The sequence below is a fragment of the Flavobacterium cerinum genome (assembly GCF_004028155.1).
Taxonomy (GTDB): domain Bacteria; phylum Bacteroidota; class Bacteroidia; order Flavobacteriales; family Flavobacteriaceae; genus Flavobacterium; species Flavobacterium cerinum.
The window spans coordinates 69,828-93,191 of the sequence record NZ_SBII01000004.1 but is presented as its reverse complement, the minus strand read 5'-3'; the positions used below and the strand labels follow the sequence as shown (position 1 = coordinate 93,191).

At 37.7% G+C, this 23,364-nt stretch carries 25 protein-coding genes; 14 read left to right on the top strand and 11 right to left on the bottom strand.

Features of this window, described 5'->3' with window-relative positions:
* Window positions 1–24 precede the first annotated feature (24 nt).
* The 5 genes from EPI11_RS07305 to EPI11_RS07285 form a co-directional block, all read right to left on the bottom strand.
* Window positions 25–1,944 carry a heavy metal translocating P-type ATPase gene (locus EPI11_RS07305; protein WP_128389303.1) on the bottom strand — a complete coding sequence of 640 codons (1,920 nt, stop codon included), beginning with the start codon at window positions 1,942–1,944 and terminating at the stop codon, window positions 25–27.
* A 17-nt stretch (window positions 1,945–1,961) separates the two neighbouring features.
* A complete protein-coding gene (locus EPI11_RS07300) occupies window positions 1,962–3,245 on the bottom strand; it encodes an efflux RND transporter periplasmic adaptor subunit (protein ID WP_128389302.1) in 1,284 nt (427 codons plus the stop codon).
* A 10-nt stretch (window positions 3,246–3,255) separates the two neighbouring features.
* Entirely contained in the window at window positions 3,256–7,605 is a 4,350-nt protein-coding gene (locus EPI11_RS07295) for a CusA/CzcA family heavy metal efflux RND transporter (protein WP_128389301.1), read from the bottom strand.
* Between the two features lie 107 nt (window positions 7,606–7,712).
* Window positions 7,713–8,006 (bottom strand): DUF6660 family protein, encoded by a 294-nt coding sequence (locus EPI11_RS07290; RefSeq protein ID WP_128389300.1) that lies wholly within the window; start codon window positions 8,004–8,006, stop codon window positions 7,713–7,715.
* A gap of 143 nt (window positions 8,007–8,149) precedes the next feature.
* Window positions 8,150–8,407, bottom strand: coding sequence for a hypothetical protein (locus EPI11_RS07285; RefSeq protein ID WP_128389299.1), 258 nt, complete (start codon window positions 8,405–8,407; stop codon window positions 8,150–8,152).
* A 209-nt stretch (window positions 8,408–8,616) separates the two neighbouring features.
* On the opposite strand from EPI11_RS07285, the gene EPI11_RS07280 reads away from it, so the two are divergent.
* Window positions 8,617–8,865 (top strand): hypothetical protein, encoded by a 249-nt coding sequence (locus EPI11_RS07280; RefSeq protein ID WP_128389298.1) that lies wholly within the window; start codon window positions 8,617–8,619, stop codon window positions 8,863–8,865.
* A gap of 349 nt (window positions 8,866–9,214) precedes the next feature.
* Window positions 9,215–9,865 carry a hypothetical protein gene (locus EPI11_RS07275; protein WP_128389297.1) on the top strand — a complete coding sequence of 217 codons (651 nt, stop codon included), beginning with the start codon at window positions 9,215–9,217 and terminating at the stop codon, window positions 9,863–9,865.
* 91 nt (window positions 9,866–9,956) lie between these two features.
* Here the strand turns inward: EPI11_RS07275 and EPI11_RS07270 are convergent, their stop codons facing one another.
* Window positions 9,957–10,448: a DUF1648 domain-containing protein gene (locus tag EPI11_RS07270; protein ID WP_128389296.1), complete on the bottom strand. Its 492-nt coding sequence runs from the start codon at window positions 10,446–10,448 to the stop codon at window positions 9,957–9,959.
* 43 nt (window positions 10,449–10,491) lie between these two features.
* On the opposite strand from EPI11_RS07270, the gene EPI11_RS07265 reads away from it, so the two are divergent.
* The 5 genes from EPI11_RS07265 to EPI11_RS07245 all read left to right on the top strand — a co-directional run bounded on the left by EPI11_RS07265 (window position 10,492) and on the right by EPI11_RS07245 (window position 12,880).
* Complete coding sequence (locus tag EPI11_RS07265; protein ID WP_128389295.1) at window positions 10,492–10,980, top strand: NUDIX domain-containing protein; 489 nt, start codon at window positions 10,492–10,494, stop codon at window positions 10,978–10,980.
* Between the two features lie 74 nt (window positions 10,981–11,054).
* The gene (locus tag EPI11_RS07260; RefSeq protein WP_128389294.1) at window positions 11,055–11,243 is read left to right on the top strand and encodes a hypothetical protein; all 189 of its coding nucleotides are present in this window, start codon (window positions 11,055–11,057) and stop codon (window positions 11,241–11,243) included.
* Between the two features lie 129 nt (window positions 11,244–11,372).
* Window positions 11,373–11,990, top strand: coding sequence for a hypothetical protein (locus EPI11_RS07255; RefSeq protein ID WP_128389293.1), 618 nt, complete (start codon window positions 11,373–11,375; stop codon window positions 11,988–11,990).
* Window positions 11,991–12,220: 230 nt separating this feature from the next.
* Window positions 12,221–12,454, top strand: coding sequence for a hypothetical protein (locus EPI11_RS07250; RefSeq protein ID WP_128389292.1), 234 nt, complete (start codon window positions 12,221–12,223; stop codon window positions 12,452–12,454).
* A 195-nt stretch (window positions 12,455–12,649) separates the two neighbouring features.
* A complete protein-coding gene (locus tag EPI11_RS07245) occupies window positions 12,650–12,880 on the top strand; it encodes a hypothetical protein (RefSeq protein WP_128389291.1) in 231 nt (76 codons plus the stop codon).
* 86 nt (window positions 12,881–12,966) lie between these two features.
* On the opposite strand, the gene hisS is transcribed toward EPI11_RS07245, so the two are convergent.
* A complete protein-coding gene (hisS, locus tag EPI11_RS07240; RefSeq protein WP_128389290.1) occupies window positions 12,967–14,391 on the bottom strand; it encodes a histidine--tRNA ligase in 1,425 nt (474 codons plus the stop codon).
* 205 nt (window positions 14,392–14,596) lie between these two features.
* On the opposite strand from hisS, the gene EPI11_RS07235 reads away from it, so the two are divergent.
* Window positions 14,597–15,841 (top strand): ABC transporter permease, encoded by a 1,245-nt coding sequence (locus EPI11_RS07235; RefSeq protein WP_128389289.1) that lies wholly within the window; start codon window positions 14,597–14,599, stop codon window positions 15,839–15,841.
* 50 nt (window positions 15,842–15,891) lie between these two features.
* Here EPI11_RS07235 and prmC read toward each other — a convergent pair whose 3' ends face one another.
* On the bottom strand, window positions 15,892–16,737 hold the full coding sequence (gene prmC / locus EPI11_RS07230; RefSeq protein WP_128389288.1) for a peptide chain release factor N(5)-glutamine methyltransferase: 846 nt from the start codon (window positions 16,735–16,737) through the stop codon (window positions 15,892–15,894).
* A 101-nt stretch (window positions 16,738–16,838) separates the two neighbouring features.
* Between prmC and ribD the strand changes: the two genes are divergently transcribed.
* Window positions 16,839–17,957, top strand: coding sequence for a bifunctional diaminohydroxyphosphoribosylaminopyrimidine deaminase/5-amino-6-(5-phosphoribosylamino)uracil reductase RibD (gene ribD, locus EPI11_RS07225; RefSeq protein ID WP_262707697.1), 1,119 nt, complete (start codon window positions 16,839–16,841; stop codon window positions 17,955–17,957).
* A complete protein-coding gene (locus EPI11_RS07220; protein WP_128389287.1) occupies window positions 17,935–18,552 on the top strand; it encodes an HAD-IA family hydrolase in 618 nt (205 codons plus the stop codon). The genes ribD and EPI11_RS07220 overlap by 23 nt, the downstream gene beginning before the upstream one ends.
* Window positions 18,553–18,590: 38 nt before the next feature.
* Here the strand turns inward: EPI11_RS07220 and EPI11_RS07215 are convergent, their stop codons facing one another.
* Both EPI11_RS07215 and EPI11_RS07210 read right to left on the bottom strand, forming a co-directional pair.
* Window positions 18,591–18,929 (bottom strand): hypothetical protein, encoded by a 339-nt coding sequence (locus EPI11_RS07215; RefSeq protein ID WP_128389286.1) that lies wholly within the window; start codon window positions 18,927–18,929, stop codon window positions 18,591–18,593.
* 21 nt (window positions 18,930–18,950) lie between these two features.
* Entirely contained in the window at window positions 18,951–19,385 is a 435-nt protein-coding gene (locus tag EPI11_RS07210; RefSeq protein WP_128389285.1) for a hypothetical protein, read from the bottom strand.
* Between the two features lie 127 nt (window positions 19,386–19,512).
* On the opposite strand from EPI11_RS07210, the gene EPI11_RS07205 reads away from it, so the two are divergent.
* Window positions 19,513–20,121 carry an IMPACT family protein gene (locus tag EPI11_RS07205; RefSeq protein ID WP_128389284.1) on the top strand — a complete coding sequence of 203 codons (609 nt, stop codon included), beginning with the start codon at window positions 19,513–19,515 and terminating at the stop codon, window positions 20,119–20,121.
* A gap of 14 nt (window positions 20,122–20,135) precedes the next feature.
* On the opposite strand, the gene EPI11_RS07200 is transcribed toward EPI11_RS07205, so the two are convergent.
* Window positions 20,136–20,546, bottom strand: coding sequence for an acyl-CoA thioesterase (locus tag EPI11_RS07200; RefSeq protein ID WP_128389283.1), 411 nt, complete (start codon window positions 20,544–20,546; stop codon window positions 20,136–20,138).
* 189 nt (window positions 20,547–20,735) lie between these two features.
* On the opposite strand from EPI11_RS07200, the gene dnaA reads away from it, so the two are divergent.
* From dnaA to EPI11_RS07185, 3 genes are read left to right on the top strand one after another with little or no spacing between them, the layout of a single operon-like run.
* Entirely contained in the window at window positions 20,736–22,163 is a 1,428-nt protein-coding gene (gene dnaA / locus EPI11_RS07195; RefSeq protein WP_128389282.1) for a chromosomal replication initiator protein DnaA, read from the top strand.
* Window positions 22,163–22,630 (top strand): low molecular weight protein-tyrosine-phosphatase, encoded by a 468-nt coding sequence (locus tag EPI11_RS07190; RefSeq protein ID WP_128389281.1) that lies wholly within the window; start codon window positions 22,163–22,165, stop codon window positions 22,628–22,630. The genes dnaA and EPI11_RS07190 overlap by 1 nt, the downstream gene beginning before the upstream one ends.
* Complete coding sequence (locus EPI11_RS07185) at window positions 22,627–23,343, top strand: SAM-dependent methyltransferase (protein WP_128389280.1); 717 nt, start codon at window positions 22,627–22,629, stop codon at window positions 23,341–23,343. Before EPI11_RS07190 ends, EPI11_RS07185 begins: the two co-directional genes overlap by 4 nt.
* The last annotated feature ends 21 nt before the right edge of the window (window positions 23,344–23,364 follow it).

Sequence of the window (23,364 nt, the reverse complement as noted above, 5' to 3'; positions counted from 1 at the left end):
AAGAAAGAAACAGCCTCTATCAGTCTATAATTTTGTTCTTTGAATTCGCACAGCATTTAAAATTGCGAGCAGCGCCACACCTACATCGGCAAAAACAGCCTCCCATAAATTAGCTAAACCACCTGCTCCCAAAATAAGAACAATCACTTTTACCCCAAAGGCAAGGCTAATGTTCTGCATTACTATTCTGCGGGTAATTTTACCCACCTGTATTGCAGTTGCAATTTTTACCGGCTGGTCGTTCTGGATCACCACATCGGCAGTTTCAATAGTTGCATCACTACCCAATCCGCCCATAGCAATACCTGCATCGGCAAGCGCGATTACAGGAGCATCATTAACACCATCGCCCACAAAAGCGATAGTACGTCCCTGGCCTTTCAGTTCCTGAACCTTTTGTACTTTATTCTCCGGAAGCAGATCACCAAATGCCGTATCGATATTCAACGCTTTCGCTACTTTATCAACGATGCTTTGTTTGTCTCCGCTCAGCATTACCGTTTTAATTCCGAGTGCATGCAAACGTTCTATCGCCTCTTTAGCATCTTCCTTAATTTCATCGGCAATAGTTATATACCCGGCATATTGATCGTCTATCGCAACAACTACAATGGTCTCAACATTTCCTTCAATAGCAGCATCATAAGCAATATTGAATTTCTTAAGCAGTTTTAAATTTCCAGCCAGCACTTTCTTACCCTCTATAATCCCGGATAATCCGTGCCCGGCAATTTCCCTTACATCTTCAATAGATACTGTTCTTATAGTGGCTTCTCCTGCATATTGAACAACCGCCTTAGCAATAGGGTGTGTCGATTTGTTTTCCAGTGCTGCAACCAGCTTGAGCATTTCCTGTTTGTCGAAATTACTGGTAACCACCTCCTGAACTTTAAATACACCTTTGGTAAGTGTACCTGTCTTGTCCATGATCACAGTATCCACTTTTGTCATTACATCCAGATAATTCCCACCTTTAAACAAAATTCCTTTGCGGGATGCTAAACCTATACCACCAAAATATCCTAACGGAATAGAAACGACCAAAGCACATGGACATGAAATAACCAAAAATACTAGCGCGCGATACAACCAGTCATTAAACACATAAGTATCTACAAAAAAGTAAGGCAGCAATAATATACCAATGGCAAGGAACACAACTATAGGTGTATAGATCTTTGCAAACCTGGATATAAACAACTGGGTTTTTGATTTTTTCGCCGTTGCATCCTGCACCATTTCCAATATTTTGGATAGTTTACTATCCTTAAACAGCGCGGTAACTTTAACTTCAACAAGAGTATGGAGGTTAATCATACCTGCCAGTACCACATCAGTTTTAGACTTGGTATCAGGCTTGCTTTCTCCTGTTAGTGCTGCTGTATTAAAGGAAGCAGTTTCAGACAATAACTCACCATCTAAAGCCACTTTTTCACCCGATTTTATCTGGATGATCTCCCCAATTGCTACTTCAGACGGATTAACTACTTCTTCCCTCCCGTTTCTTAATACGGTAACCGTATCCGGGCGAATGTCAAGTAATGCTTTTATGCTTCGGGTAGCCCTGTCTACAGCAGCATCCTGAAACAATTCGCCAATGGTATAGAATAACATTACAGCCACACCTTCGGAATACTGCCCTATAAAAAAGGCACCGATGGTTGCAATAGACATCAGGAAAAATTCAGAGAAAACATTCCCGTGCCTTATTTCGTCTAATGCTCTTATATTTACAGGAAGCCCCACAAAAACATAGGCTACGATATACCAAATAAGATTAACCGGATGTGTAAAAAACGCTGCTTCGGTCTGTTCGAAAATAATGCCCAGAATAAGCAGTACAAAACTTATAGATGCAGCAATGTAGCCCTTGTTTCTCCGAAAAAAACTTTCTTCCTGCGCTACAGCTTCTTTTTTATGATCAGTACTACAGCAATCTCCCATAATAGTATGAATTTATATTAATGCTGATGGCCACCGCCGCCTTCACTTTTCAACAAATGGCTTTGAATATAATAGGCTCCCTTTAATACGATTTTTGCATCCTTATCGATTTCCTGTAATAAAGTAACCTGGACATAACCCAATTGAGAGGTTCCCGTTTTTACTTCTATACGCTGAAAATGATAGGTCTTTCCTTCTTCTTTATGCTCGTGTCCATCTTCGTGCGAATGCCCTTCTTTTTCATCATGATTGTGCTCTTCTTCCTCATGGCCTTCTTCCAGTATAAAAATGAACTCCCTGCCGTCTGCCTTAATAACCGCATCAAGTGGCAGTGCCTGAACTTCTCTTGTACCTACATCGATCAGGGCGTTTACATACATTCCAGGAATCAATGCTTTACTATTGTTCGTAATATCTGCGTGGACAGCAACCGATTTAGTTTCATTCTCAAACGACTGGCTAATATTAAACACTTTCCCTCTTATCTCGGTATTGTCCTGATTGGTTAACGTGAATCGTATGTCCTGACCCGGTTTTACCTTTTGCAGGTCTTTTTCATATACCAATAGATCCACATGAAGTTTAGAATTATCGACAATAGTAAACAACGGTTTTCCAATTTCAGCAGTACTTCCTATTTTCACATTTACCTGGGTAATATATCCTGATATTGAAGCCACAACCGGCATTAATGAAGCCGTACCTTTTGCACTACCTAAATTTAAGATATTTAACTGTTTTTGAAGCGAATTGTAGCGTGCTTTTTCAATTTCGAAGTCGGATTTGGTTCTTTGGAACACTTTTTTCGAATTTACGTTCTCGTCGCTCAGGGTCTTTTGTCTTTCATATTCCAGCGTCAGGAAGTCCAGATTACTTTTTGAAGTATGATACTCTTCCTGCAGTTTAGCTAATTCAAGGCTTTCTATTGTAGCCAGTACCTTTCCTTTCTTTACATATTCACCTTCAATTACATTGATGGTCTTCACGAGACCTGATAAATACACCGATATGTCTGCCTGGTTTTGCGGCGGCAATTTCGTGTAACCGTTGGCATTAACTACATCGCTAAGGTTTTTCATACTAAAGCCTCCCAGTACAATATCAGATGCTTTGTATTGTGCTTCATTCAATTCTACTTCCTTAATTGCTGTCTGAGATGTTGCTTTGGGTTGTTCTTTATGTGCCTCTGCTTCATTATGATCGTGCCCGTCAGCTTTTTTGGTATCTCTCAAAAGAAAGTAACCTAACGCTGCAAGTAACACTACACCAAGGACTATGTATATTATATTTTGTTTTTTCATCTTTACTTAATTATTGATTTACCAAGAATTGAAGGTTAATCACTGTTTCGTTGTATTTGTTTATAGCGTTAATATAGTTGATCCTAATGGTAAGAGCTGTCTCTAAACCCTGTACATATTCCACATAAGCGATATCACCGTTAAGATACGATTTTGTGGCATTGTTAGTAATGATATTAGCATTAGGCAAAGCCGTGTTCTTGTAATAATCCAATAGTGACTGGTACATATTTAACTGCTTCGTTTGCTGCTGGTACTGGCTTTTTAACTGCTGGTGCAGATAGTCGGCATTTTTTTGCTGTACTTCGATATTTGTTTTAGAAGCCCTTATTCGCGAAGCATTACCGCCCGCAAAAAGCGGAATCGTTACCCCTACCGAAAACCCCTGAAAACGTAGTGCACCGTCATAATAACGGGTCTGTCCGTCAAATTCCTGATTTCCTGTTAGCGACTGTATAAAATAACCGGCAGAAAGATCAGGCCATAACGCAGATTTCTCTACTTTCCTGCTCGCTTCTGCAACCTGTACTTCCTGTAAGGCCAGCTGAACATTAGGGTTTTGCTTGATCTGTGCCGAATCTAAAACCATTAGTGAAGGTAATACTGTAAACGAAGTATCTGCAACTGTAAAATCGACTGTGCTGTTTATAAACACGTTAAGTTTCGATTTCTCAACGTTAAGCATTGTTGTATTTTGTTTTACCTGCTGTTCCAGTTCCTGCTGTCTCGCAATTGCCGTTACCTTTTCCAGCGAACCTATTTCGCCTGTTTTAAACTTTAAATCAGCTGCCTGTACAAAGCGTTTCATTAGTACATTTTGCTTGTTCAAAACTTTATTAAGTTCACTATGGTACAACAACAAATTCCAGGACTGTCTTATATTGAAGATGATTTCCTGCTTGGTAACACCTACCTTTAATTGACTGGAGGTAGTGCTTGCCGTTTGCAGTTTCTTTTTTGCTCCAAACTGAAACGGACTAAAACTCTGCGAAACACTAAGATTCTTATCCTGTTTTTTTGAGTTTATCTGCCCAAATTGGCCATTAATCTCTGTTTTAGGCAATTCATAAACAGTTCCTTTTAACTGCTCCTGCATTTTATTTTCCAATTGGGATGCCTGAATGGACTGATTGTTTTTCAGTCCAAGCTCTATCGCCTTTGGCAAATCCATCTTTTGAGGTATTTGCGCATTGGCCACAATACCCGATAAGCTTAATAAAATAACTGTTATTACTTTAGTATTAGGCTTAAGGCTTGACTTAATACCTTTCTCGAAATAGTAATACAGTATCGGCAGTACAATAAGTGTTAAGAGTGTAGCAGTTATTAATCCGCCTATTACTACTGTAGCTAAAGGTTTTTGAACCTCTGCCCCTGCACTACTGCTAATAGCCATAGGAAGAAAACCTAACGATGCAACCGAAGCCGTAAGTATAACCGGCCTAAGCCTTACTTTAGTACCTTCTCTTATACGTTCATAAATACTATCCATTCCTTCTTTTTTAAGCTGATTAAAATACGATATCAATACGATCCCGTTTAGTACCGAAACACCAAACAAAGCAATAAAGCCTACGCCTGCCGAAATACTAAAAGGCATATCCCTTAGCCATAAGGCGAATATACCTCCAATGGCAGATAGTGGTATCGCAGTGAAAATAAGCAATGATTGTTTTATGGATTTGAATGTAAAATAAAGCAATACGAATATTAATCCCAGTGCTATAGGCACAGCAACCATTAAACGTTTGTTGGCTTCAACAAGGTTTTCAAACTGGCCGCCATAGGTTACATAATATCCGTCAGGAAGTTTGAAATTGCTTTCCAGTTTCTCCTGTATTTGTTCTACAACACCCTGAATATCTTTCCCCCTTACATTAAAACCCACAACGATCCTACGTTTACCGTCTTCACGGCTAATCTGCATTGGCCCGTTCTCATATTGAATATCGGCTACCTGTTCCAGAGGTATCTGGCTACCCGAAGGCAGTGTTATAAACAGGGATTTTACATTGGCTATATCCTGACGACTATCTTCATCAAGGCGCACTACAAGGTCAAAACGTTTCTCACCTTCATATACCAGTCCTGTCGATTCTCCGGCAAAACCCATCCTTATGATCCTGTTCAGATCACCGATATTAAGTCCGTACAGTGCCAGTTTATCTTTATTGTAACGCACAGTTATCTGTGGCAGGCCTGATACACGTTCTGCCTTAGCATCCGATACGCCTTCAATACCCTTTATAAGTTCCAATACCTCATCGCCTTTACTCACAAGCATATCGATATCTTCTCCAAATATCTTGATGGCCACATCACTACGCACACCAGTCATCAGTTCATTAAAACGCATCTGGATAGGCTGTGAAAATTCGGTAGTAGCACCCGGAATTTCTTCCAATGCTTCTTCCATCTTTTTCATGAGTTCTTCCTTTGTTTTAGCTGATGTCCATTCCGATTTATCTTTTAAAAGAATAATCATATCTCCTGCTTCAATTGGCATCGGATCGGTAGGGATCTCGGCACTACCAATTTTGGTTACCACCATAGTAACTTCTGGAAATTTCGATTTAAGTATCTGTTCTGCTTTGGTTGTAGCCTCAATTTCCTGCGAAAGTGAACTACCCGAAGCAATGATAAGGTGGGTTGCAACATCTCCCTCATCAAGCGTTGGAATAAACTCACCGCCCAATGAATTGAATATAAATAATGCCGCTATAAACAGAGCGACTGATGCCCCTACCACAACTCTTTTAGCTTCTAAAGCTTTATTAAGCAATGGCTTGTAAAAGTTATATATAGCATTAATTATTCTATCACTTATGTTAGGGGTATGCCCGGTTTCTTTTTTGAGTACCAATGAACTCATCATTGGAACATACGTCAAGGATAGTATAAAAGCACCCAGAATAGCAAACGAAACCGTTTGTGCCATAGGTCCAAACATCTTGCCTTCTATACCTACAAGCGCTAAAATTGGGAGGTAAACTATTAATATAATGATCTCTCCAAAGGCAGCGCTGCTCCTTATTTTTGATGAAGCCTGGTATACCTCATTATTCATTTCTTCGGCAGTAAGCTTAGCTGGCTTCCTGACCTGGAGTCGGTGGATAATGGCCTCTACAATAATAACGGCTCCATCTACAATAATCCCGAAGTCTATTGCTCCCAAACTCATCAGGTTACCGCTTACACCAAAGAGTTTCATCATACTGATGGCAAACAGTAATGCCAATGGAATTACTGATGCTACCACAAGACCTGCCCGCCAGTTGCCCAGTAATAATACAAGGATGAAGATAACAATAAGAGCACCTTCTATTAAGTTGGTTTTTACAGTGCTAATGGCATTATCGACTAATTTAGTCCTGTCCATAAATGGCTCTATAGAAACACCTTCGGGCAAAGATTTCTTTATCTGTTCCATCTTTTCCTTTACGCGTTCCACCACCTGACCACTATTTTCTCCTTTCAGCATCATTACCATCCCGCTCACTTCTTCCCCCTTACCATCTTTAGTAACAGCTCCATAGCGAATACTGCTGCCTATCTGTACCTTTGCTACATCACGAATAAGGATCGGTATTCCGTTTTGGTTCTTAATAACAATTTTGTTGATATCGTCGATACCGCTTACCATACCTATACCCCTGATAAAATAGGCGTAGGGTTTCTTATCGATATAAGCACCTCCGGTATTTTCATTGTTGGATTCTAAGGCTGCAAAGATCTCAGCAATAGTGGTATTCATGCTCTTTAAGCGATCCGGCTGTACAGCAATTTCATACTGTTTTAGTTTACCGCCAAGCGTATTTACTTCAGCTACACCTTTAGTACCAATTAATTGTGGTTTAATTATCCAGTCCTGAATTGTTCTAAGGTCTATTGCATTGAATTTATCTTCATATCCTTTTTCGGGAAAAACTACATATTGGTATATTTCACCCAATCCTGTACTTATAGGTGCCATTTCGGGCTTGCCAAGATCTCTTGAGATAACGTCTTCAGCTTCTTTAATACGTTCTGATATTTGGGCTCTTGCCCAATAAATATCTACATCTTCTTCAAAAACAACGGTAACAACACTTAATCCAAAGCGGCTTATAGAACGAAGCTCTACAACTCTTGGAATAGGTTTTACAGCCTGTTCAATAGGATAAGTTATAAATTGCTCTACTTCCTGGGTAGCAAGTGTAGGCGAACTTGTAATGATTTGTACCTGATTATTGGTAATATCAGGCAGGGCATCGATCGGCAGGTTATATAATGAATAGGTACCTGTTATGACTAATGCTAAGGTAAACAGCCCAATAATAAATTTATTATTGATACTGAAATGAATAATCTTATCTAACATAGATTATGAATTAATATAATAATTGAAAGCTATTCAGGACATCCCTGAATGTGATAATGCGAAATAAAAACACATCGTATCAGCCGACTCACATCGGCACATTATTATTATACTAATTGGGGTGGCTGCCAAATGGAGCCAAAAAAGGAAGAAGCAATAAAGGTATAAAAATTGGATGCTTCTTTAAAGTAAGGGTCAAATTGAAAAGCCTCAAATTCTACCGTTGGCTGTAATACAATAGCTGCGGTACAGCTGGAACAAACACAAAATGGCGTGCACAATTCTACATCATGGTGATCGTTATCCAGTTGTGAAACCTGAGTTTGTTTTGCCGTTACAATTTGAGCATGAGCATCACTGCAAGGCATAACCATAAGTATCAGCAAATACGCTGATAACATAGAGGTTATTATTTGTCTTGAGAATCTCATTATTATACAAAAGTAGGAAAATATACTATCAAAGTATTTTTGTTCCCTAAAAAATTTAAAAATACTTTTTTAGGCCAAACAAAAAGCGTGCTAAAAATAAAAGACCTCAAGAATCAGGAAGAATGCTGCAAGTTAAATTCTCCATATTTTTTTTCTTGTTCACTACTGTTTTCAGGCTCTTCAATATATTTTATACTGAACAATGATTTTATAATAAGTCCGATAAACAACAAGCAAAGCGCCATTACAAATAAATGCATAAGTGTAACTACTATACCAGCTTTTGTCTCCGGATTAAAAAAATCGACAGAAAGGTTGTGACCCGATATGGCCAAAAGTAGTAAGTTGGGGAGTAAAAGCAATAGTCTCATAATCTTTTTATTAAAATTACATACCGCAATTTCAAACTTTGAAATCATAATTTTTGCTAACCTAATGCTAATAAACCCTTAATTTTTAATACGTTATCTTTGATATTATGTAACAGCGGTTTTAGTAGTGTAATAATAGCCCAATGAACACGTTAAAAATATAAGTCAGTATTTGATGAATGAAGAAGAAAATGTAATTCAAAGAGGATATGAAGCTTTACGATTATAAAAAACTAAACGAAGAAGAGCAATACAAAGTACTATGGAACAATGGTATACTCATTGACGCCTGCCTTGAAGGCCACGTAAGAAAACTGCTATATGCCATCAATAATTTTTATGTAGAATTATGGTGCCACACCTTTACCAATAAAATTATCTGGAAACTTAGTTTTAAGCAGGGGCCTTTGTTAGAAAAATATCTGACAAAGTATACCTTGGAAATAAACAAAACATAAACACCTGTATTTCAACGATAAAACACAAAATACCTATTAATGTGTATTTAAGTTTTAATCAAAAGAATGTATTTTTGTACTGGTCAAAACTGTGTTTTGATCAAAACAGCTGTGATCATTTATCCGAGTTGGGGGACGAAAGATAAAAAAATCAATGATCGCACCGGAAGCGGGCTACTCGCCCGCTTTTGTTATGTCTTGGGGTTAATTTACTGTTAACCTTAAAAACATATTTATAATCAAACTATTAACTTTGATTATACTTTAAAAAACCACATCTGCTTGTTGCAAAAATCACACTATTCTAATCTGGGAACGGTTATTGTACTACAGTTATAAAAAAAAATAAATGGATCTACATAAATTAATAGTAAAAGTAATGCCTCCCTTTCATGAGATAAGGAGTGATATACAATTACAACGTCTTGTGCAGCCCCATAAAACGGCGGGTGAACATTCGAAAATGTATATAAAAAAAGCCCGTAATAAGTATGCTTCCATTGGTGCTGCTACCGCTCTTCCCGGTATGATTCCCGGTTTGGGTACAGTCGCTCAGTTAGCAATGGAAGCAGGAGCTGTTTCTACCGATCTTGCTTTTATGCTGCGCTGGATGGCTTCTATTTGTTATGGAACCGGACTTATTTATGGTAGAGATATCGAAGAAGATTTTGAATCGGAATTTACACTTGTACTGGGTATCTGGGCGGGAATTGTAGTTCCGGAAAAAATAGCATTAGCAAAAGGAGAAAAGCTTACTATAGGCCATTTCGATAAACATATTACCGACAGGATAAGGAACAGGATGAATCAAAAAATAGGCAGGAAACTAATTACTAAATATGGATCAAAACGTGGCGGTGCTGCCTTAGGCAGGCTTATTCCTTTTGGCGTAGGCGCTGTAGTAGGCGGTACTTTTAACTACATTACCTTACAGCGTTTTGGCAAGGCTGCCGATGATTATTTTAGCTCAGCCCACAAAGATTATATAATAGAAGAATAACTTCAACTTCGGGTAGCAAACTTTTGTTTACAAACTCTAAATTACTATTCAAATAGTATATAGATTGGATATTATAATTAACAAACAAGGATTACTTTGACGATTTTATTAAAAAATAAAATAAAGGACCTAGAGTTAATAGCAGCGTTATTGGTACAATCCAAACTCCAAGCTCACCACCAGCACCCATTGCTGTTTTATAGGTAAGGATTTCTCCAAATCCAAAAACAACAATCAAAGCAACTTTAAGGAAACGCATCATCCTTACAGCAATAGTATACTGTTTTTCTGCATTTTCGGGAGTTATCTCTGTAATATAATTAAATGCATGCGGTCTTTGCTGCACTATACTAAGCACTATAAATAAGAGTGTTCCAATTATCGGCATTAAAAAAACAGTCTCCTTTTCGCCAAAACCATCGGCTTCTCCGGCCAGGTTAAAATGAGTAGGGATTGTTTCGGGCATTACTGAATAGGCATACGAAACAAATATCCAAAATGCTGCAAGGAACATATAGCCCATTACTTCCAGTATTTTATCTGCGGGTTGTAATGGTATCTTTATTTTAGGGCGTTCACTCATAACTCTGGCTTTAGTCACACAAAAATAGCAGTATATTTATAATATGAAACAAAGCGCAGGGATATTACTTTACCGAAATACCGGTATGGAAACCGAATTTTTCCTGGTACATCCTGGAGGGCCTTATTTTGCTAAAAAAGACAAGGGCTGGTGGACAATTCCAAAAGGTGAATTAGAACCTGCCGAAGCCCCTATTGACTGTGCGGTAAGGGAATTTAAGGAAGAAACCGGTTACGTACCTAAAGAGCCATTTATAGCATTACAAACAATAATCCAGAAAGGCGGCAAGAAAGTTTTGTGCTGGGCAGCTGCCGGAAATTTAGATCCGAAAACTATTACTTCCAATACTTTTGAAATAGAATGGCCGCCAAGATCGGGTAAAATGAAAGAATTCCCGGAGATAGACGAAGCCGGATGGTTTACTTTTGAAGAAGCAATACTTTTAATTAACGAACGGCAGGTTTCCTTACTGGAAGAATTAAAAATGAAAATTACCCCTTATAATCCAACTTGTTTCTGTCTATTAAAATGATTTTCAAAAAGATAAGTCCGTTTTACCCCCATTATCGGATAGTTTATGCCTATCTTTACCATAAATACTTAAAAATGAAAAAGTTTAATATAAACGACGAGGTGTATCAGGCAGGTAAATTTGGACTTAGAGTGCCTCTTTTTGTATGGAAAATTAACAGGGCTACTGATGGTACGGTTACCTATACCTGCTCTAACAGCAAAGGCAAAGATGAAAAAAACTACACCGATAAAGAAGTATATTTCTTAGCAGAACTATTCTAAATGTTCTTTTCCTGATTTTGATCGTTTTAGCCGAAAATACAATGAGAATTCACTTTTGTTAATTCGCTGTAAGATCATATTAAACTCCTGCTCTCTTTAGTATCTTTACAATATCAATTGTATAAACTTATGAGAGCACTATATTTACTTCTACCCCTACTTTTCCTAGCTATTGGATGTAATTCGGCATTATCGGATAAAGCACCTGAAACTTTTACCACAGCATCAGATAAAGGTCTTGTTATAGGCACAATTACGTTTGAAAGTGATATGCCTAAAAATGACATATACCGCTTTTTCTATGAAGCTTCTTCAGGAGACAAAAAATTCAATAAGCGCAATGCCGGAAAAATAATGTTCAAGGCACGTAATCAGAAAAACGAACGCGGCTATAGTGGTGATTTCAACAACAAACAAACATACCTGTTTGTGATTGAGAGAGAGCCTGGAAATTATGCATTCACACAATACAATTACCTTGACCATATTGGCCCAACAGGTATGGTAAATTTCAGTAAACCTTTTTCAATTCCGTTTGAAATTAAAAAAGGTGAGATTGCCTATATAGGAGAGTTATCTTTTAACGATCTGGCGGAAATTGGTACACCTAAATTAGTAATTTACGATCATTTTGATCGCGATCTTGCCGAATTTAAAAAGAAATTTCAAAATATTGACTGGAACCGCACCACTAACAAAACGGTTAAAAATGGTAACAATGGCGGCGGCATAGTAGATTTTAGATAATATTAATCTAAATCTTACAACATAAAAAACAGCTATATATCAGTACTTTAAAAAAACGAAAAATCAATATTTAATATTTAATATTTAAATATTTAGTTTCTTTTAGTCAGACTTTTTCTATTGATTACGTGTTTTAACACTTAGAATTGTTAAAGTTTAAATTTTTAACACATAAAAAATATATTCGTACATAGTAATAAGTATTTTTAACCAACCTAAACCTTATTATTATGGAGAAAATTACTTATGACGCGATGCGTAATTACATTCTTGAAAACGAACTTACAGACAGTGTTGCTATATCGCTTCACCCAGACAGTTTTGACGATTTGGTAATGGATTACCTTGATATTAATGGCAACCAGATTGAACGTCCTTTTGAAATTTTGGGAATCGAAATCCTTCAGGACAGCACCGGTAACGTGGCTAAAAGCAACATTAATGTTCTTGATGCGGTAGAGTAACGCAAGGTACTCACTTTATCATCTTACTGCTAAATTAAATCCCGTTTGTACCTTGGTGCAAACGGGATTTTTTTCTTGATTGTATAACAAAATGGCTAAACTATTTAATGCGTAAATTAACTTTTACCACAGCCTCGATTATTCATTTACTCATAATAACAGGCAATAGCACTAGTCCTTAAAAACACGTAAAGCATGCACAGCAACAAGATGAATTTTGATGGAATGAGGAACTTTATTATTGAAAACGAGCTCACAGACAGTGTTGTTATTGTACTTCATCCTGAAAATTTTGACACCCTGGCTATGGATTATATTACAATTCATAATACCATTGAAAGGCCTTTTGAAATTTTGGGGATCGAAATTGTTGAAGACACATCGGGGAAAGTACCCAAAAACCGTATTCAGATCATAGAAATATGATGTGATCAAGACGTTCTTTTTTATTTAATGCAAGAGGGGTGGCTAAAAATTTAGCCACCCCTCTTTTTATTTTGATTTATTCGATCTTATTTTAATTTCTCAACAAGTGCTTCGAGGCTCACGCTCTCCTGCTCTCCCGATGAAAGATTCTTTATTTTAAAAGTAGCAGTACTTATTTCTTCATCACCACACAATACAGTAAAAGGTATTCCCCTCTTATCGGCATGCTGGAATTGTTTTGCCATTTTTGCGGCATCAGGATATAACTCCGCTTTAATACCTGCCTGTCTCAATTTTACAATTGCTTTCATGCAATACAGTGCTTCTTTATTGCCAAAGTTCACAAACAATACTTTAGTAGCTTCAGTAACCGTATCCGGAAAAAGATTAAGCTCCTCCAGTACAAGGTAAATCCTGTCAAGACCAAAAGAGATCCCAACACCGCTCATATTTTTAAGTCCGAAGATACCGGTAAGATCATCATAACGGCCACCGCCGCCAATAGATCCCATTGCTACTTCTTTAGGAGCATTAACTTCAAATATAGCACCTGTATAATAGTTAAGACCACGTGCCAGAGTAACATCTAAATCCAGTATCGATTCTCCTAATCCAATTTCAGTTACATTATCACATATAAAGCGAAGCTCTTCTACACCTTTAAGTCCTTCTTCAGAAGAAGCAAGGAGTTCGGTCAGCTTTTCAAGTTTTTCATTAATAGACCCGGTGAAATTAAACAGTGGCTGTACTTTTACCAATGCTTCTTCGGTAATGCCTTTTTCAAGCATTTCTTTTTTCACACCGTCTTCTCCTACTTTATCCAGCTTATCCAGCGCCACTGTAAAATCGATCAGTTTATCTTTAGCACCAATTACTTCAGCAATACCTGAAAGTATTTTTCGATTATTGATCTTGATAACTGCTCCTTTTAATCCAAGTGTAGTAAATACACTATCATAAAGCTGTACCAATTCTACTTCCTGCCAAAGCGACGTAGAACCTACTACATCGGCATCACACTGGAAGAACTCTCTGAAACGGCCTTTTTGCGGGCGGTCTGCTCTCCAAACCGGCTGTATCTGGTAGCGCTTGAACGGAAACTCTATCTCATTTTGGTGCTGTACCACATAACGTGCAAATGGTACGGTAAGGTCGTAACGCAATGCTTTTTCGGAGATTCTCGAAGTAAATTTATTCAGTTCTATCAATTGTTCTTTATTGATAGTCTCTGAAGAGTTTACACGCAGCTCTTCCAGCGATTGCGGCAATTCAATTTTATTTTTGTCAAAAAAGAAATTACCCGAATTTAGTATCTTAAAAATAAGTCTGTCTCCTTCTTCTCCATATTTTCCCATAAGGGTTTCGGAGTTTTCAAAAGAAGGTGTTTCTATCGGCTGGAATCCAAAAGTTTCGAAATGATGTTTTATCGCCGACATAATATATTGACGTTTAGCCACCTCTGATGGTGAAAAATCTCTTGTACCCTTTGGAATGCCTGGTTTTTGTGCCATTTTTAGATAATTTTTAAGACTGCAAATATACGGATTGAATTTTCAGATTTCAGGTTTTAAGTTCCGGATTCTTCTAAGTCGTACACTAAGTGCTGTCAGGAAAGTAATATTAAGCTACAACTTACAAATACAAGCATAAACTTGAAGGTTAAATCTTAAACTTAAAATAAAAAAAGTGTATTTTAGTGGCATCAAAAAATGAAATATGTTTAGCCTGTTTAGGGAGAATACAAGAATTGCTTTCGATTCCATAAGAAGCCAGATGCTTAGAACCACATTAACGGTGTTTATCATCGGACTGGGTATCTTTGCTTTAGTAGGCATCCTTGCTGCTGTAGCTGTACTGGAGAGTACTGTTACAGGGAACTTTGCTTCTATGGGAGCTAATACTTTTTCAATGAGCCGCTATGATTTCTCTGATCAGATAGGTCGTAACAGTGGTGAAGAAAAAGTGAACCCCATTATAAGCTATCCCCAGGCAAAAGAATTCCAGGAGCGTTACAACTACCCACTTTCTACAACCTCATTATCTTTTACCGCAGCCAGTAATGCCGAGGTAAAACATGACGGTAAAAAAACAGATCCTGAAATCACTATAGTTGGCGCAGACGAATATTTCCTGCCTAACTCGGGACTGGAAACAACTGCCGGTAGAAACTTCAACAACTTTGATATCAGTAATAACAACTATGTATGTATTGTAGGCTCTGACTTTACCAAAGGGCTTTTAAAAGATGTTAATCCAATCGATCAGATTATCTCAGTACGTGGAGCACGATTTAAAGTAATCGGAGTTCTTAAAGAAAGAGGCTCTACTTTTGGCAACAGACAGGATTTAAGACTCATCATACCTATACAGGTAGCGCGCTCCCTTTTTACTGCACCTAATATTGATTATGAGGTAAAAGTGATGATAGGTAATCGCGATATGCTGGATTCTGCGGTAGATGAAGCCATACTTACCATGCGTCAGGTGCGACACCTAAACCCCGTAGAAGAAAATAATTTTGGTATTGAGCGTAGTGATGAGCTTTTAAAATCATTGATGTCGCAAACCGACACACTTAATATTGCGGCCTGGGTTATAGGTATCATTACTGTTTTTGGTTCTTCGATCGCATTGATGAACATCATGCTTGTTTCGGTTACTGAAAGAACGCGTGAGATTGGTGTTCGTAAATCGCTTGGCGCCAAGAAAAGCACCATTGCCCTTCAGTTCTTTACGGAGACACTTATAATAAGTGTTATAGGCGGAATAGTGGGTATCATACTAGGACTGTTAGTAGGCGGAGTTGGAGCATCTCTGATTTTTAACGTAGCATTCGCAATTCCGTGGATGGCTATTTTTGCTGCCCTAACAACTGTTATTACTGTTACGCTTTTCTCCGGATCTTATCCTGCCATTAAAGCCGCAGCCCTTGATCCTGTTGAAGCACTTCGATACGAGTAATCAATCCGGGAAAACATTAGTCAGGCTGAGCCTGCCGAAGCCAACTTTCATTAAACCATTGCAGCCATCATTCTGTCGTTTCCGTAAATATCCTTTTTAAGAACTATATCTTTAAAGCCGAAATTTTCGAGCATTTCTATCATTTCAGTTCCTAAATATTGATTGATCTCAAAGTATAATTTACCATTGGGTGATAAATTACCTTTTGCCAGTAAAGCTATTTTTCGATAAAACAGTAAAGCATCATTATCTTCTACAAAGAGTGCCAAATGTGGTTCGTATTGTAAAACATTCTCTTTAATCTCAACCTTTTCAAGATTACGCACATAGGGCGGGTTTGAAACGATAATATCAAATGTTTGTGGCAGTGTTTCGGCAGCAAGAATATCCTGTTGTATAAAATTAACATCAGTTTTATTATGCAGCGCATTTCTTTTGGCTACAGCTAATGCCTCTACCGATACATCAATAGCCGAAACCGTCGCATCAGTAAGGTTTTTAGCCAATGAAACGGCAATACAGCCACTACCTGTACCAACATCCAAGACCTTTATATTTCCTTTAAATTCGTTTTCTTTTACGATCCATTCTACCAGCTCTTCCGTTTCAGGTCGTGGGATCAGTGTGTTTTCGTTTACCTCAAATTCCAGTCCGTAAAAATGAGCCTTGGCAAAAATATACTGTATCGGCTTTTGCCCTTCCAGTTGTTCCAGTACCTTATTCCATTTTGTAATCTCATCAGAAGATAGAACAGCGTCGGGCTTCATGGCAAGATCAACACGTTTCCAGCCTTTAAGTTCTTCGAGGGTAATATTGAAAAAGCTTTCCGCCTCCATAGCATCATATAAAGGCGTTAATTTTTCGATAAAATAGTTTCTGTATTCTTTTAATTTCATTTTTACACACCATTAATCTGGCTGGTACAAAGCTAATCAATTTGAAAATTTGACCCTTTGAAAATTGGCTTTTTAAATTTAAAGACGAAAACTTTGTAACTTTGAGACTTTCCAACATTTTAACCAAAAGAGTGAACCACGAAAACTACATGCAACGCTGCCTGGAACTGGCAAAAAACGGATTACGTGAAGCCATGCCCAATCCTTCTGTTGGTGCCGTTTTGGTATATGAAAACAGGATTATTGGTGAAGGCCACACCTCGGCTTTTGGTGGAGCTCATGGAGAGGTAAACTGTATTAATTCCGTTAGTGAACAAGACAGGCATCTTATTCCAAAAGCTACTTTGTATGTAAGTTTGGAACCCTGCAGCCATTATGGAAAAACACCTCCCTGCTGCGACCTTATTATTCGTTATAAAATTCAAAATATTGTTATTGGTACGGCAGACCCCAACGAAAAAGTTGCAGGTAACGGAATCAGAAAATTACAGGAAGCCGAAAAAACAGTAATTGTAGGCGTACTCGAAAAAGAATGCCGCGAATTTAATCGCCGATTTTTTACTTTTCATGAAAAGAAACGTCCTTATGTTATATTAAAATGGGCCGAAACCAGTGATGGATTTTTAGCTCCTTTGGCTGCCCTTCGACAAGCTCAGGGTGACACCATAAGCGATAAAAAACCCGTATGGATAACAAATACTTATTCCCGACAGCTGGTACACAAATGGCGCAGTGAAGAAATGGCTATTTTAGCAGGCACCCAAACTGTATTGGACGACAACCCTCAGCTGGATGTTCGAACCTGGACGGGAACTAATCCTGTGCGTGTAATTTTGGATCGAAACGGCAGAATAGACGATTCGTATTCTGTTAAAAATCACAAAATTAAAACAATTATCTTGACAGAAAAGACCAATTTTCATAATTTAGAGAACTTGCTTTTTGAAGTTGTGACTTTTGACGCTAACCTTCCGTATACTATTATGGACGTTTTATACAGGCACAACCTGCAATCGGTTATTATAGAGGGAGGGCTTCAAACGCTACAGACTTTTATAACAGCCAACTTGTGGGATGAAGCCAGGGTGTTTAAGGGTTCGGTCGTTTTTGGTGATGGAATCAAAGCTCCACAATTAACCGCAGAATCTACACAAAAGAAGGCAATTATTAATGATGAACTTATAATTTACAGGAATTATGGTCAACGCAATAATATTTGATTTTGGAGATGTTTTTATCAATAAGAACAATGATGCCAAACGAAATGCATTTGCTGCGCTTGGCTTAACAGAATGGACAAAAGACATGGAAAGGCTTGAAACACGCCTTGAAACCGGAAAAATAAAAGAAGAAGGTTTCCTGCAAGCCATGCAGGAATTTGTACCCCATGCTACGACCAAAGAAATTAAGGCTGCATGGAATGCAGGTATGGGTGAATTCCCATTGTACCGTCTTGAATTCCTGCAAAAACTATCGGAAAATTACCGCCTTTTCCTGCTTAGCAATACCGATCCTATTCATATTGAAAAATTTGAACGCGATGTAGAAGCTTCTTTTTACAGCGATTTTTACCAATGCTTCGAAAAGATATATTTTTCACACGAAATAGGCATTCGAAAACCGGACGCCGAAGCTTTTACCTACCTAATTAATAAACACGATATTCAACCTAAACGAACATTAGTAATAGACGATAAAAAGTTCAATACTGATGCTGCCAAAGCTTTGGGGTTTCAGGTTTGGAATTTACAGGTGAATGAAGAAGATGTTACAGAGCTTTTTGACAAAGAAGTTCTTAGCCTAGATGAAGTGTAATCAGTTCTTATAATTAGCTCTCTAAATACCACCACGTACTAATCTAAAAATAATATCATGAAAACAATTGTTACTGCAATTATCACAGCTATCGAACCATAAAGTTTCACAACTTTTTTCTGGTCATTGTAATCTCTAATACGTATACTACCAGTACTTGCGATTATTCCATTATCAATAACAATTTTATCTACCAAAGTTTGATTTTCATCAAGGAAAAAGTACCGTATACTATTCTCCAAATTAGACTGATTATCATCAATATGGTAAGGAATGTTGTTTTTTGACAATTCAGAATCAAAGACAATTTTATCTTTCAATTCAACGAAAAGGACAAAATGATCTTTATTTTTAATATAGAAATTACTGTAAGACATTTAAGATAAATTTACACGAACCTACTCCTTATTTTTTATAGCCGCTACAAGTGTTTCATGCTTATCGGTATAAAAAATAAGGTTTTTATTTTCAGGAAGCCTGCCGTCAAAATTATTCTTTAACAGATAACAGCTGATAGCCTCGACGATTTTCTGATCTTCCGGAGCTATAATATACATTCCTATTTTATCACTGGTTTTCATAAAGAAGAAAAACTCAATTTCGAGTTCGTCATTAAAAAGTAGGTGTACGGCTTCGGTAATATCAACCAGTAGTTTTTTATCATCCTCTGTATAATCATACCCTTTATTACCGGCGCTCTTAGCATCCATAACATCAAAGCCCGACATCTCGACACCACAGTATTTCTCTTTTACTTCCTGTTTTTGACCACAGCCAATAATAGTCATACCCGTGAAAATTATCAGCGCACTTTTGATTATTACTTTTTTCATACTTTTTAAATCTTACAACAAGTATACTCAATTTTCTTTTGAGGTGCGTTACCATTAACAGTGAACTAACAACTAATTTGCAATTCCCCATTCAATAAAATACCTTTGCAGCCCTAACACAAGTCCATTGGAAAACGATACATATAAAACCCTTGCTTCATCTTCTGAAGAAACCCTTTATAAGGAAAAGAACAGTAAGTTCTTTGGGCTGGCGTTTCCAATAACTTCCGAAGACGATGTAAAACCGATTTTGGAAGACCTTAAAAAGCGTCATCATTCAGCTCGACACTGGTGCTATGCATTCCAATTAGGCACAGATACCATTTATTACCGCGCTAATGACGACGGCGAACCCAATAACTCTGCCGGAATGCCGATTTATGGACAAATACAGTCTTTTGGAGTAACAAATGTGCTTGTAGTTGTAGTTCGTTACTTTGGAGGCGTTAAACTAGGTGTAGGCGGTCTTATATCTGCTTATAAGATCTCAGCACAAATGGCATTGGAGGCATCAGATATAGTAGAGCGCACCCTTGACATTCATTATACTTTAAAATTTGGTTACCAAAACATGAACAAGGTAATGCGGGTGATCAAAGAAAAGAACCTGGATATTATTTCTCAAAAAATGGAAATGGACTGCGAAATTATCATCAGTACCCGAAAAAAAAATGCCCCAATAGTACTTGAGGCATTTAGCAATTTATATGAAATTGTTATTAAAGAAATTGTTTAAACAACTTCAATTAACTATTCCTTTCCAATCAGGTTAATTTTCTCCAAAACATAGTCAGGAGGCAAAACAGGACGCCCCGTTTTCATGTTTACAAACACCAGTACCGAGTTACCCGTTGTTAATAACTCTCCGGCTTCATTCATAATTTCATAGTCGAATTCTATCTTTACAGACTCCTGCTTTTTAAAGATGGTGCGCACTGTTAGCAGATCGTCATAGCGGGCCGGTTTTTTATAATTCATTGTTAATGAAACAACAGGAAGCATAACACCATTTGCCTCCATAAAACTATAGCTAAGACCCAGATTTCTAAGCCATTCTACCCTTCCCATCTCGAAATACATAGCATAATTACCATGATAAACAACCCCCATCTGGTCGGTTTCAGCATAACGGACCCTTACTTTAAATTCGTGAAAATTCATATTTTTTTAACGTTATTTTTTTATTAATTCTCCACTACAATACTTACAATATTTTTTTTACAAAATCAATACGATAATAGTTTTTTTTTACAGAAAATTGTGTTCATATTTGTTCTCCCAAACAGGAGTAGTATTCTTCTTCTTCCTTTTGTAAGACAACCTTTAATAAACAACTAATAACCAGGATTTATGACTAAAACTGCGCAATCAGTATGGGAAAACTGTCTTCTTTTCATAAAAGACAATATTCAGGATCAGGCCTACAAAACCTGGTTTGAACCCATTAGAGCAGTTGAGTTAACAGACAGCGCTCTTTATATCCAGGTTCCTAGTAAATTTTTCTACGAATGGTTAGAAGAACACTATGTGAAATTATTGAAAGTTGCTCTGACGAAAGAGCTTGGAAACAGTGCAAAGTTACTGTATAAAATTAAGATGGAAAACACTTATGGTAATAAGCAGCCTTTTACAGAGCAGCTGCCAAGTGCCCATCGTTCTCCGGTTAAGCCTCAGGAAGTTGATGTTCCTCTTCAAAATAAAAATCCTGAGCTTAAAAACCCTTTTATCATTCCGGGGATCAGAAACCTAAAAATTGAATCTCAGCTTAACGCTAATTATAATTTTGATAACTTTTTTGAAGGAGACGCTAACCGTCTTGCCCGATCGGCAGGTATGGCTGTGGCCAATAAGCCGGGCGGAACTTCATTCAATCCTCTACTAATATTTGGTGGCGTAGGTTTGGGTAAAACACACTTAGCCCATGCTATTGGTATCGAAATAAAAGATAAGTACCCTGAAAAAACCGTATTGTACATTTCTGCTGAGATCTTCACGCAGCAATATATCGACTCGGTAAAAAGGAATACCAGAAATGACTTTATTCATTTCTACCAATTAATAGATGTGCTGATCATTGACGACGTACAGTTCCTTTCAGGAAAAACAGGTACACAGGATGTTTTCTTCCACATTTTTAACCACCTGCACCAAAACGGTAAACAGGTAATCCTTACATCAGACAAAGCTCCTGTAGACATGCAGGATATTGAGCAAAGGCTGTTGTCCCGATTTAAATGGGGACTTTCAGCAGAGCTTCATCAGCCTGATTATGAAACAAGGGTGTCCATATTAAATAATATACTTTATCGTGATGGTGTTGTTATTCCAGACGAAATTGTAGAATATGTTGCGAAAAACATCAAAAGCAACGTTCGTGAACTTGAAGGTGCTCTTATCTCATTAATAGCACAGTCTTCTTTCAATCACCGTGAAGTTAACCTTGAGTTGGCTAAAATGGTGGTAGAGAAATTTGTGAAGAACGTAAAACGTGAAATATCTATTGACTACATCCAAAAAGTAGTATCGGATTATTTCCAGCTTGATGTTGACACATTACAATCTAAAACAAGAAAACGCCACGTGGTACAGGCCAGGCAGCTTGCTATGTTCTTTGCTAAAAAGTTCACAAAAGCATCGCTTGCCAACATTGGATCACAAATTGGTGATCGTGACCACGCAACAGTGCTTCACGCTTGTAAAACGGTTGACAATCTTGTTTCTACCGATAAACAATTCAGAAAATTTGTTGATGATATCAACAAAAAACTATCGATATAATGCCCGTGAAGATTTTGATGGTCTGCCTTGGAAACATTTGTCGTTCTCCATTGGCAGAAGGTATCCTGCAATCCAAACTCCCTGCCGACAAATTTCTTGTAGATTCTGCCGGCACCGGTAACTGGCATGTAGGACAACAGCCTGATAAACGATCGATACTTACTGCTAAAAACCGCGGACTGGACATTAGCTGCCAAAAGGCCCGCCAGTTAAAACCATCAGACTTTGAAGAATTTGACCATATCTATGTAATGGACAGTTCCAATTTTAGTGATGTTACTAAGGCTGCACCCCATGAAAAAGGAAAAGCCAAAGTAAAACTAATGATGGACGAAATATACCCGGGAGAGAAAATGGGTGTACCTGATCCCTACTATGGAGGACAGGATGGTTTTGAAAAAGTATACGATATGCTTGACGAAGTTTGTGAACTGGTTGCCCAAAAACTCTTAAAAGAACACGCATGATACCTACCGGAAAACTTTATTTATTACCTGTGCCGCTAGGCGATGATGCAGATCCTAAAGAAGTATTACCTATAACTATTGAACGCTCTATTGAGTTCATAGACCACTATATTGTTGAAAACGAAAAAACGGCACGCCGTTTTATAAAAGCAATATTACCCACTAAAAAACAACCCGACTTAAAACTCTTTGTTCTTAATAAACATACAGAACCTAAAGAGCATTATGACTTTATAAAACCCTGTCTTGAAGGCAAAAACGTTGGACTAATGTCGGAAGCCGGATGCCCGGGTGTTGCCGATCCCGGTGCTGCTATTGTAAAAATTGCGCATGAAAAAGGTATTCAGGTTGTACCTTTAGTTGGCCCTTCTTCCATCCTTTTAGCCATTATGGCATCGGGCATGAACGGACAAAGCTTTGCATTTAACGGCTACCTTCCTATAGAAAAAACAGACAAGAAAACGGCACTGAAAAATTTCGAAAAACTTTCTCAGGATAAAAAACAATCACAGCTTTTTATTGAAACTCCTTTCCGTAATAACAAATTACTGGAAGACATTTTAAGTGCATTACAGCCTACTACTCATTTATGTATTGCCTGCGATATTACTTTAGCAACAGAATATATTAAAACAAAGACCGTTGCACAATGGAAAAGCGAAAAAATAGACCTGCACAACAGGCCGTGTATTTTTATAGTCCATAAGTTTTAACAACCTTTCTTCCTTATTAAA

Coding starts and splice junctions, on each gene's coding strand:
- EPI11_RS07255 (WP_128389293.1), top strand. CDS start 11,373: ATGAGAGCACTATATTTACTTCTACCCCTACTTTTCCTAGCTATTGGA.
- EPI11_RS07215 (WP_128389286.1), bottom strand. CDS start 18,929: ATGTCTTACAGTAATTTCTATATTAAAAATAAAGATCATTTTGTCCTT.
- EPI11_RS07250 (WP_128389292.1), top strand. CDS start 12,221: ATGGAGAAAATTACTTATGACGCGATGCGTAATTACATTCTTGAAAAC.
- prmC (WP_128389288.1), bottom strand. CDS start 16,737: ATGAAATTAAAAGAATACAGAAACTATTTTATCGAAAAATTAACGCCT.
- EPI11_RS07200 (WP_128389283.1), bottom strand. CDS start 20,546: ATGAATTTTCACGAATTTAAAGTAAGGGTCCGTTATGCTGAAACCGAC.
- EPI11_RS07290 (WP_128389300.1), bottom strand. CDS start 8,006: ATGTTATCAGCGTATTTGCTGATACTTATGGTTATGCCTTGCAGTGAT.
- hisS (WP_128389290.1), bottom strand. CDS start 14,391: ATGGCACAAAAACCAGGCATTCCAAAGGGTACAAGAGATTTTTCACCA.
- EPI11_RS07260 (WP_128389294.1), top strand. CDS start 11,055: ATGAAAAAGTTTAATATAAACGACGAGGTGTATCAGGCAGGTAAATTT.
- EPI11_RS07280 (WP_128389298.1), top strand. CDS start 8,617: ATGAAGCTTTACGATTATAAAAAACTAAACGAAGAAGAGCAATACAAA.
- EPI11_RS07245 (WP_128389291.1), top strand. CDS start 12,650: ATGCACAGCAACAAGATGAATTTTGATGGAATGAGGAACTTTATTATT.
- EPI11_RS07235 (WP_128389289.1), top strand. CDS start 14,597: ATGTTTAGCCTGTTTAGGGAGAATACAAGAATTGCTTTCGATTCCATA.
- dnaA (WP_128389282.1), top strand. CDS start 20,736: ATGACTAAAACTGCGCAATCAGTATGGGAAAACTGTCTTCTTTTCATA.
- EPI11_RS07270 (WP_128389296.1), bottom strand. CDS start 10,448: ATGAGTGAACGCCCTAAAATAAAGATACCATTACAACCCGCAGATAAA.
- EPI11_RS07295 (WP_128389301.1), bottom strand. CDS start 7,605: ATGTTAGATAAGATTATTCATTTCAGTATCAATAATAAATTTATTATT.
- EPI11_RS07265 (WP_128389295.1), top strand. CDS start 10,492: ATGAAACAAAGCGCAGGGATATTACTTTACCGAAATACCGGTATGGAA.
- EPI11_RS07300 (WP_128389302.1), bottom strand. CDS start 3,245: ATGAAAAAACAAAATATAATATACATAGTCCTTGGTGTAGTGTTACTT.
- EPI11_RS07220 (WP_128389287.1), top strand. CDS start 17,935: ATGGTCAACGCAATAATATTTGATTTTGGAGATGTTTTTATCAATAAG.
- EPI11_RS07185 (WP_128389280.1), top strand. CDS start 22,627: ATGATACCTACCGGAAAACTTTATTTATTACCTGTGCCGCTAGGCGAT.
- EPI11_RS07210 (WP_128389285.1), bottom strand. CDS start 19,385: ATGAAAAAAGTAATAATCAAAAGTGCGCTGATAATTTTCACGGGTATG.
- EPI11_RS07190 (WP_128389281.1), top strand. CDS start 22,163: ATGCCCGTGAAGATTTTGATGGTCTGCCTTGGAAACATTTGTCGTTCT.
- EPI11_RS07275 (WP_128389297.1), top strand. CDS start 9,215: ATGGATCTACATAAATTAATAGTAAAAGTAATGCCTCCCTTTCATGAG.
- EPI11_RS07285 (WP_128389299.1), bottom strand. CDS start 8,407: ATGAGACTATTGCTTTTACTCCCCAACTTACTACTTTTGGCCATATCG.
- EPI11_RS07305 (WP_128389303.1), bottom strand. CDS start 1,944: ATGGGAGATTGCTGTAGTACTGATCATAAAAAAGAAGCTGTAGCGCAG.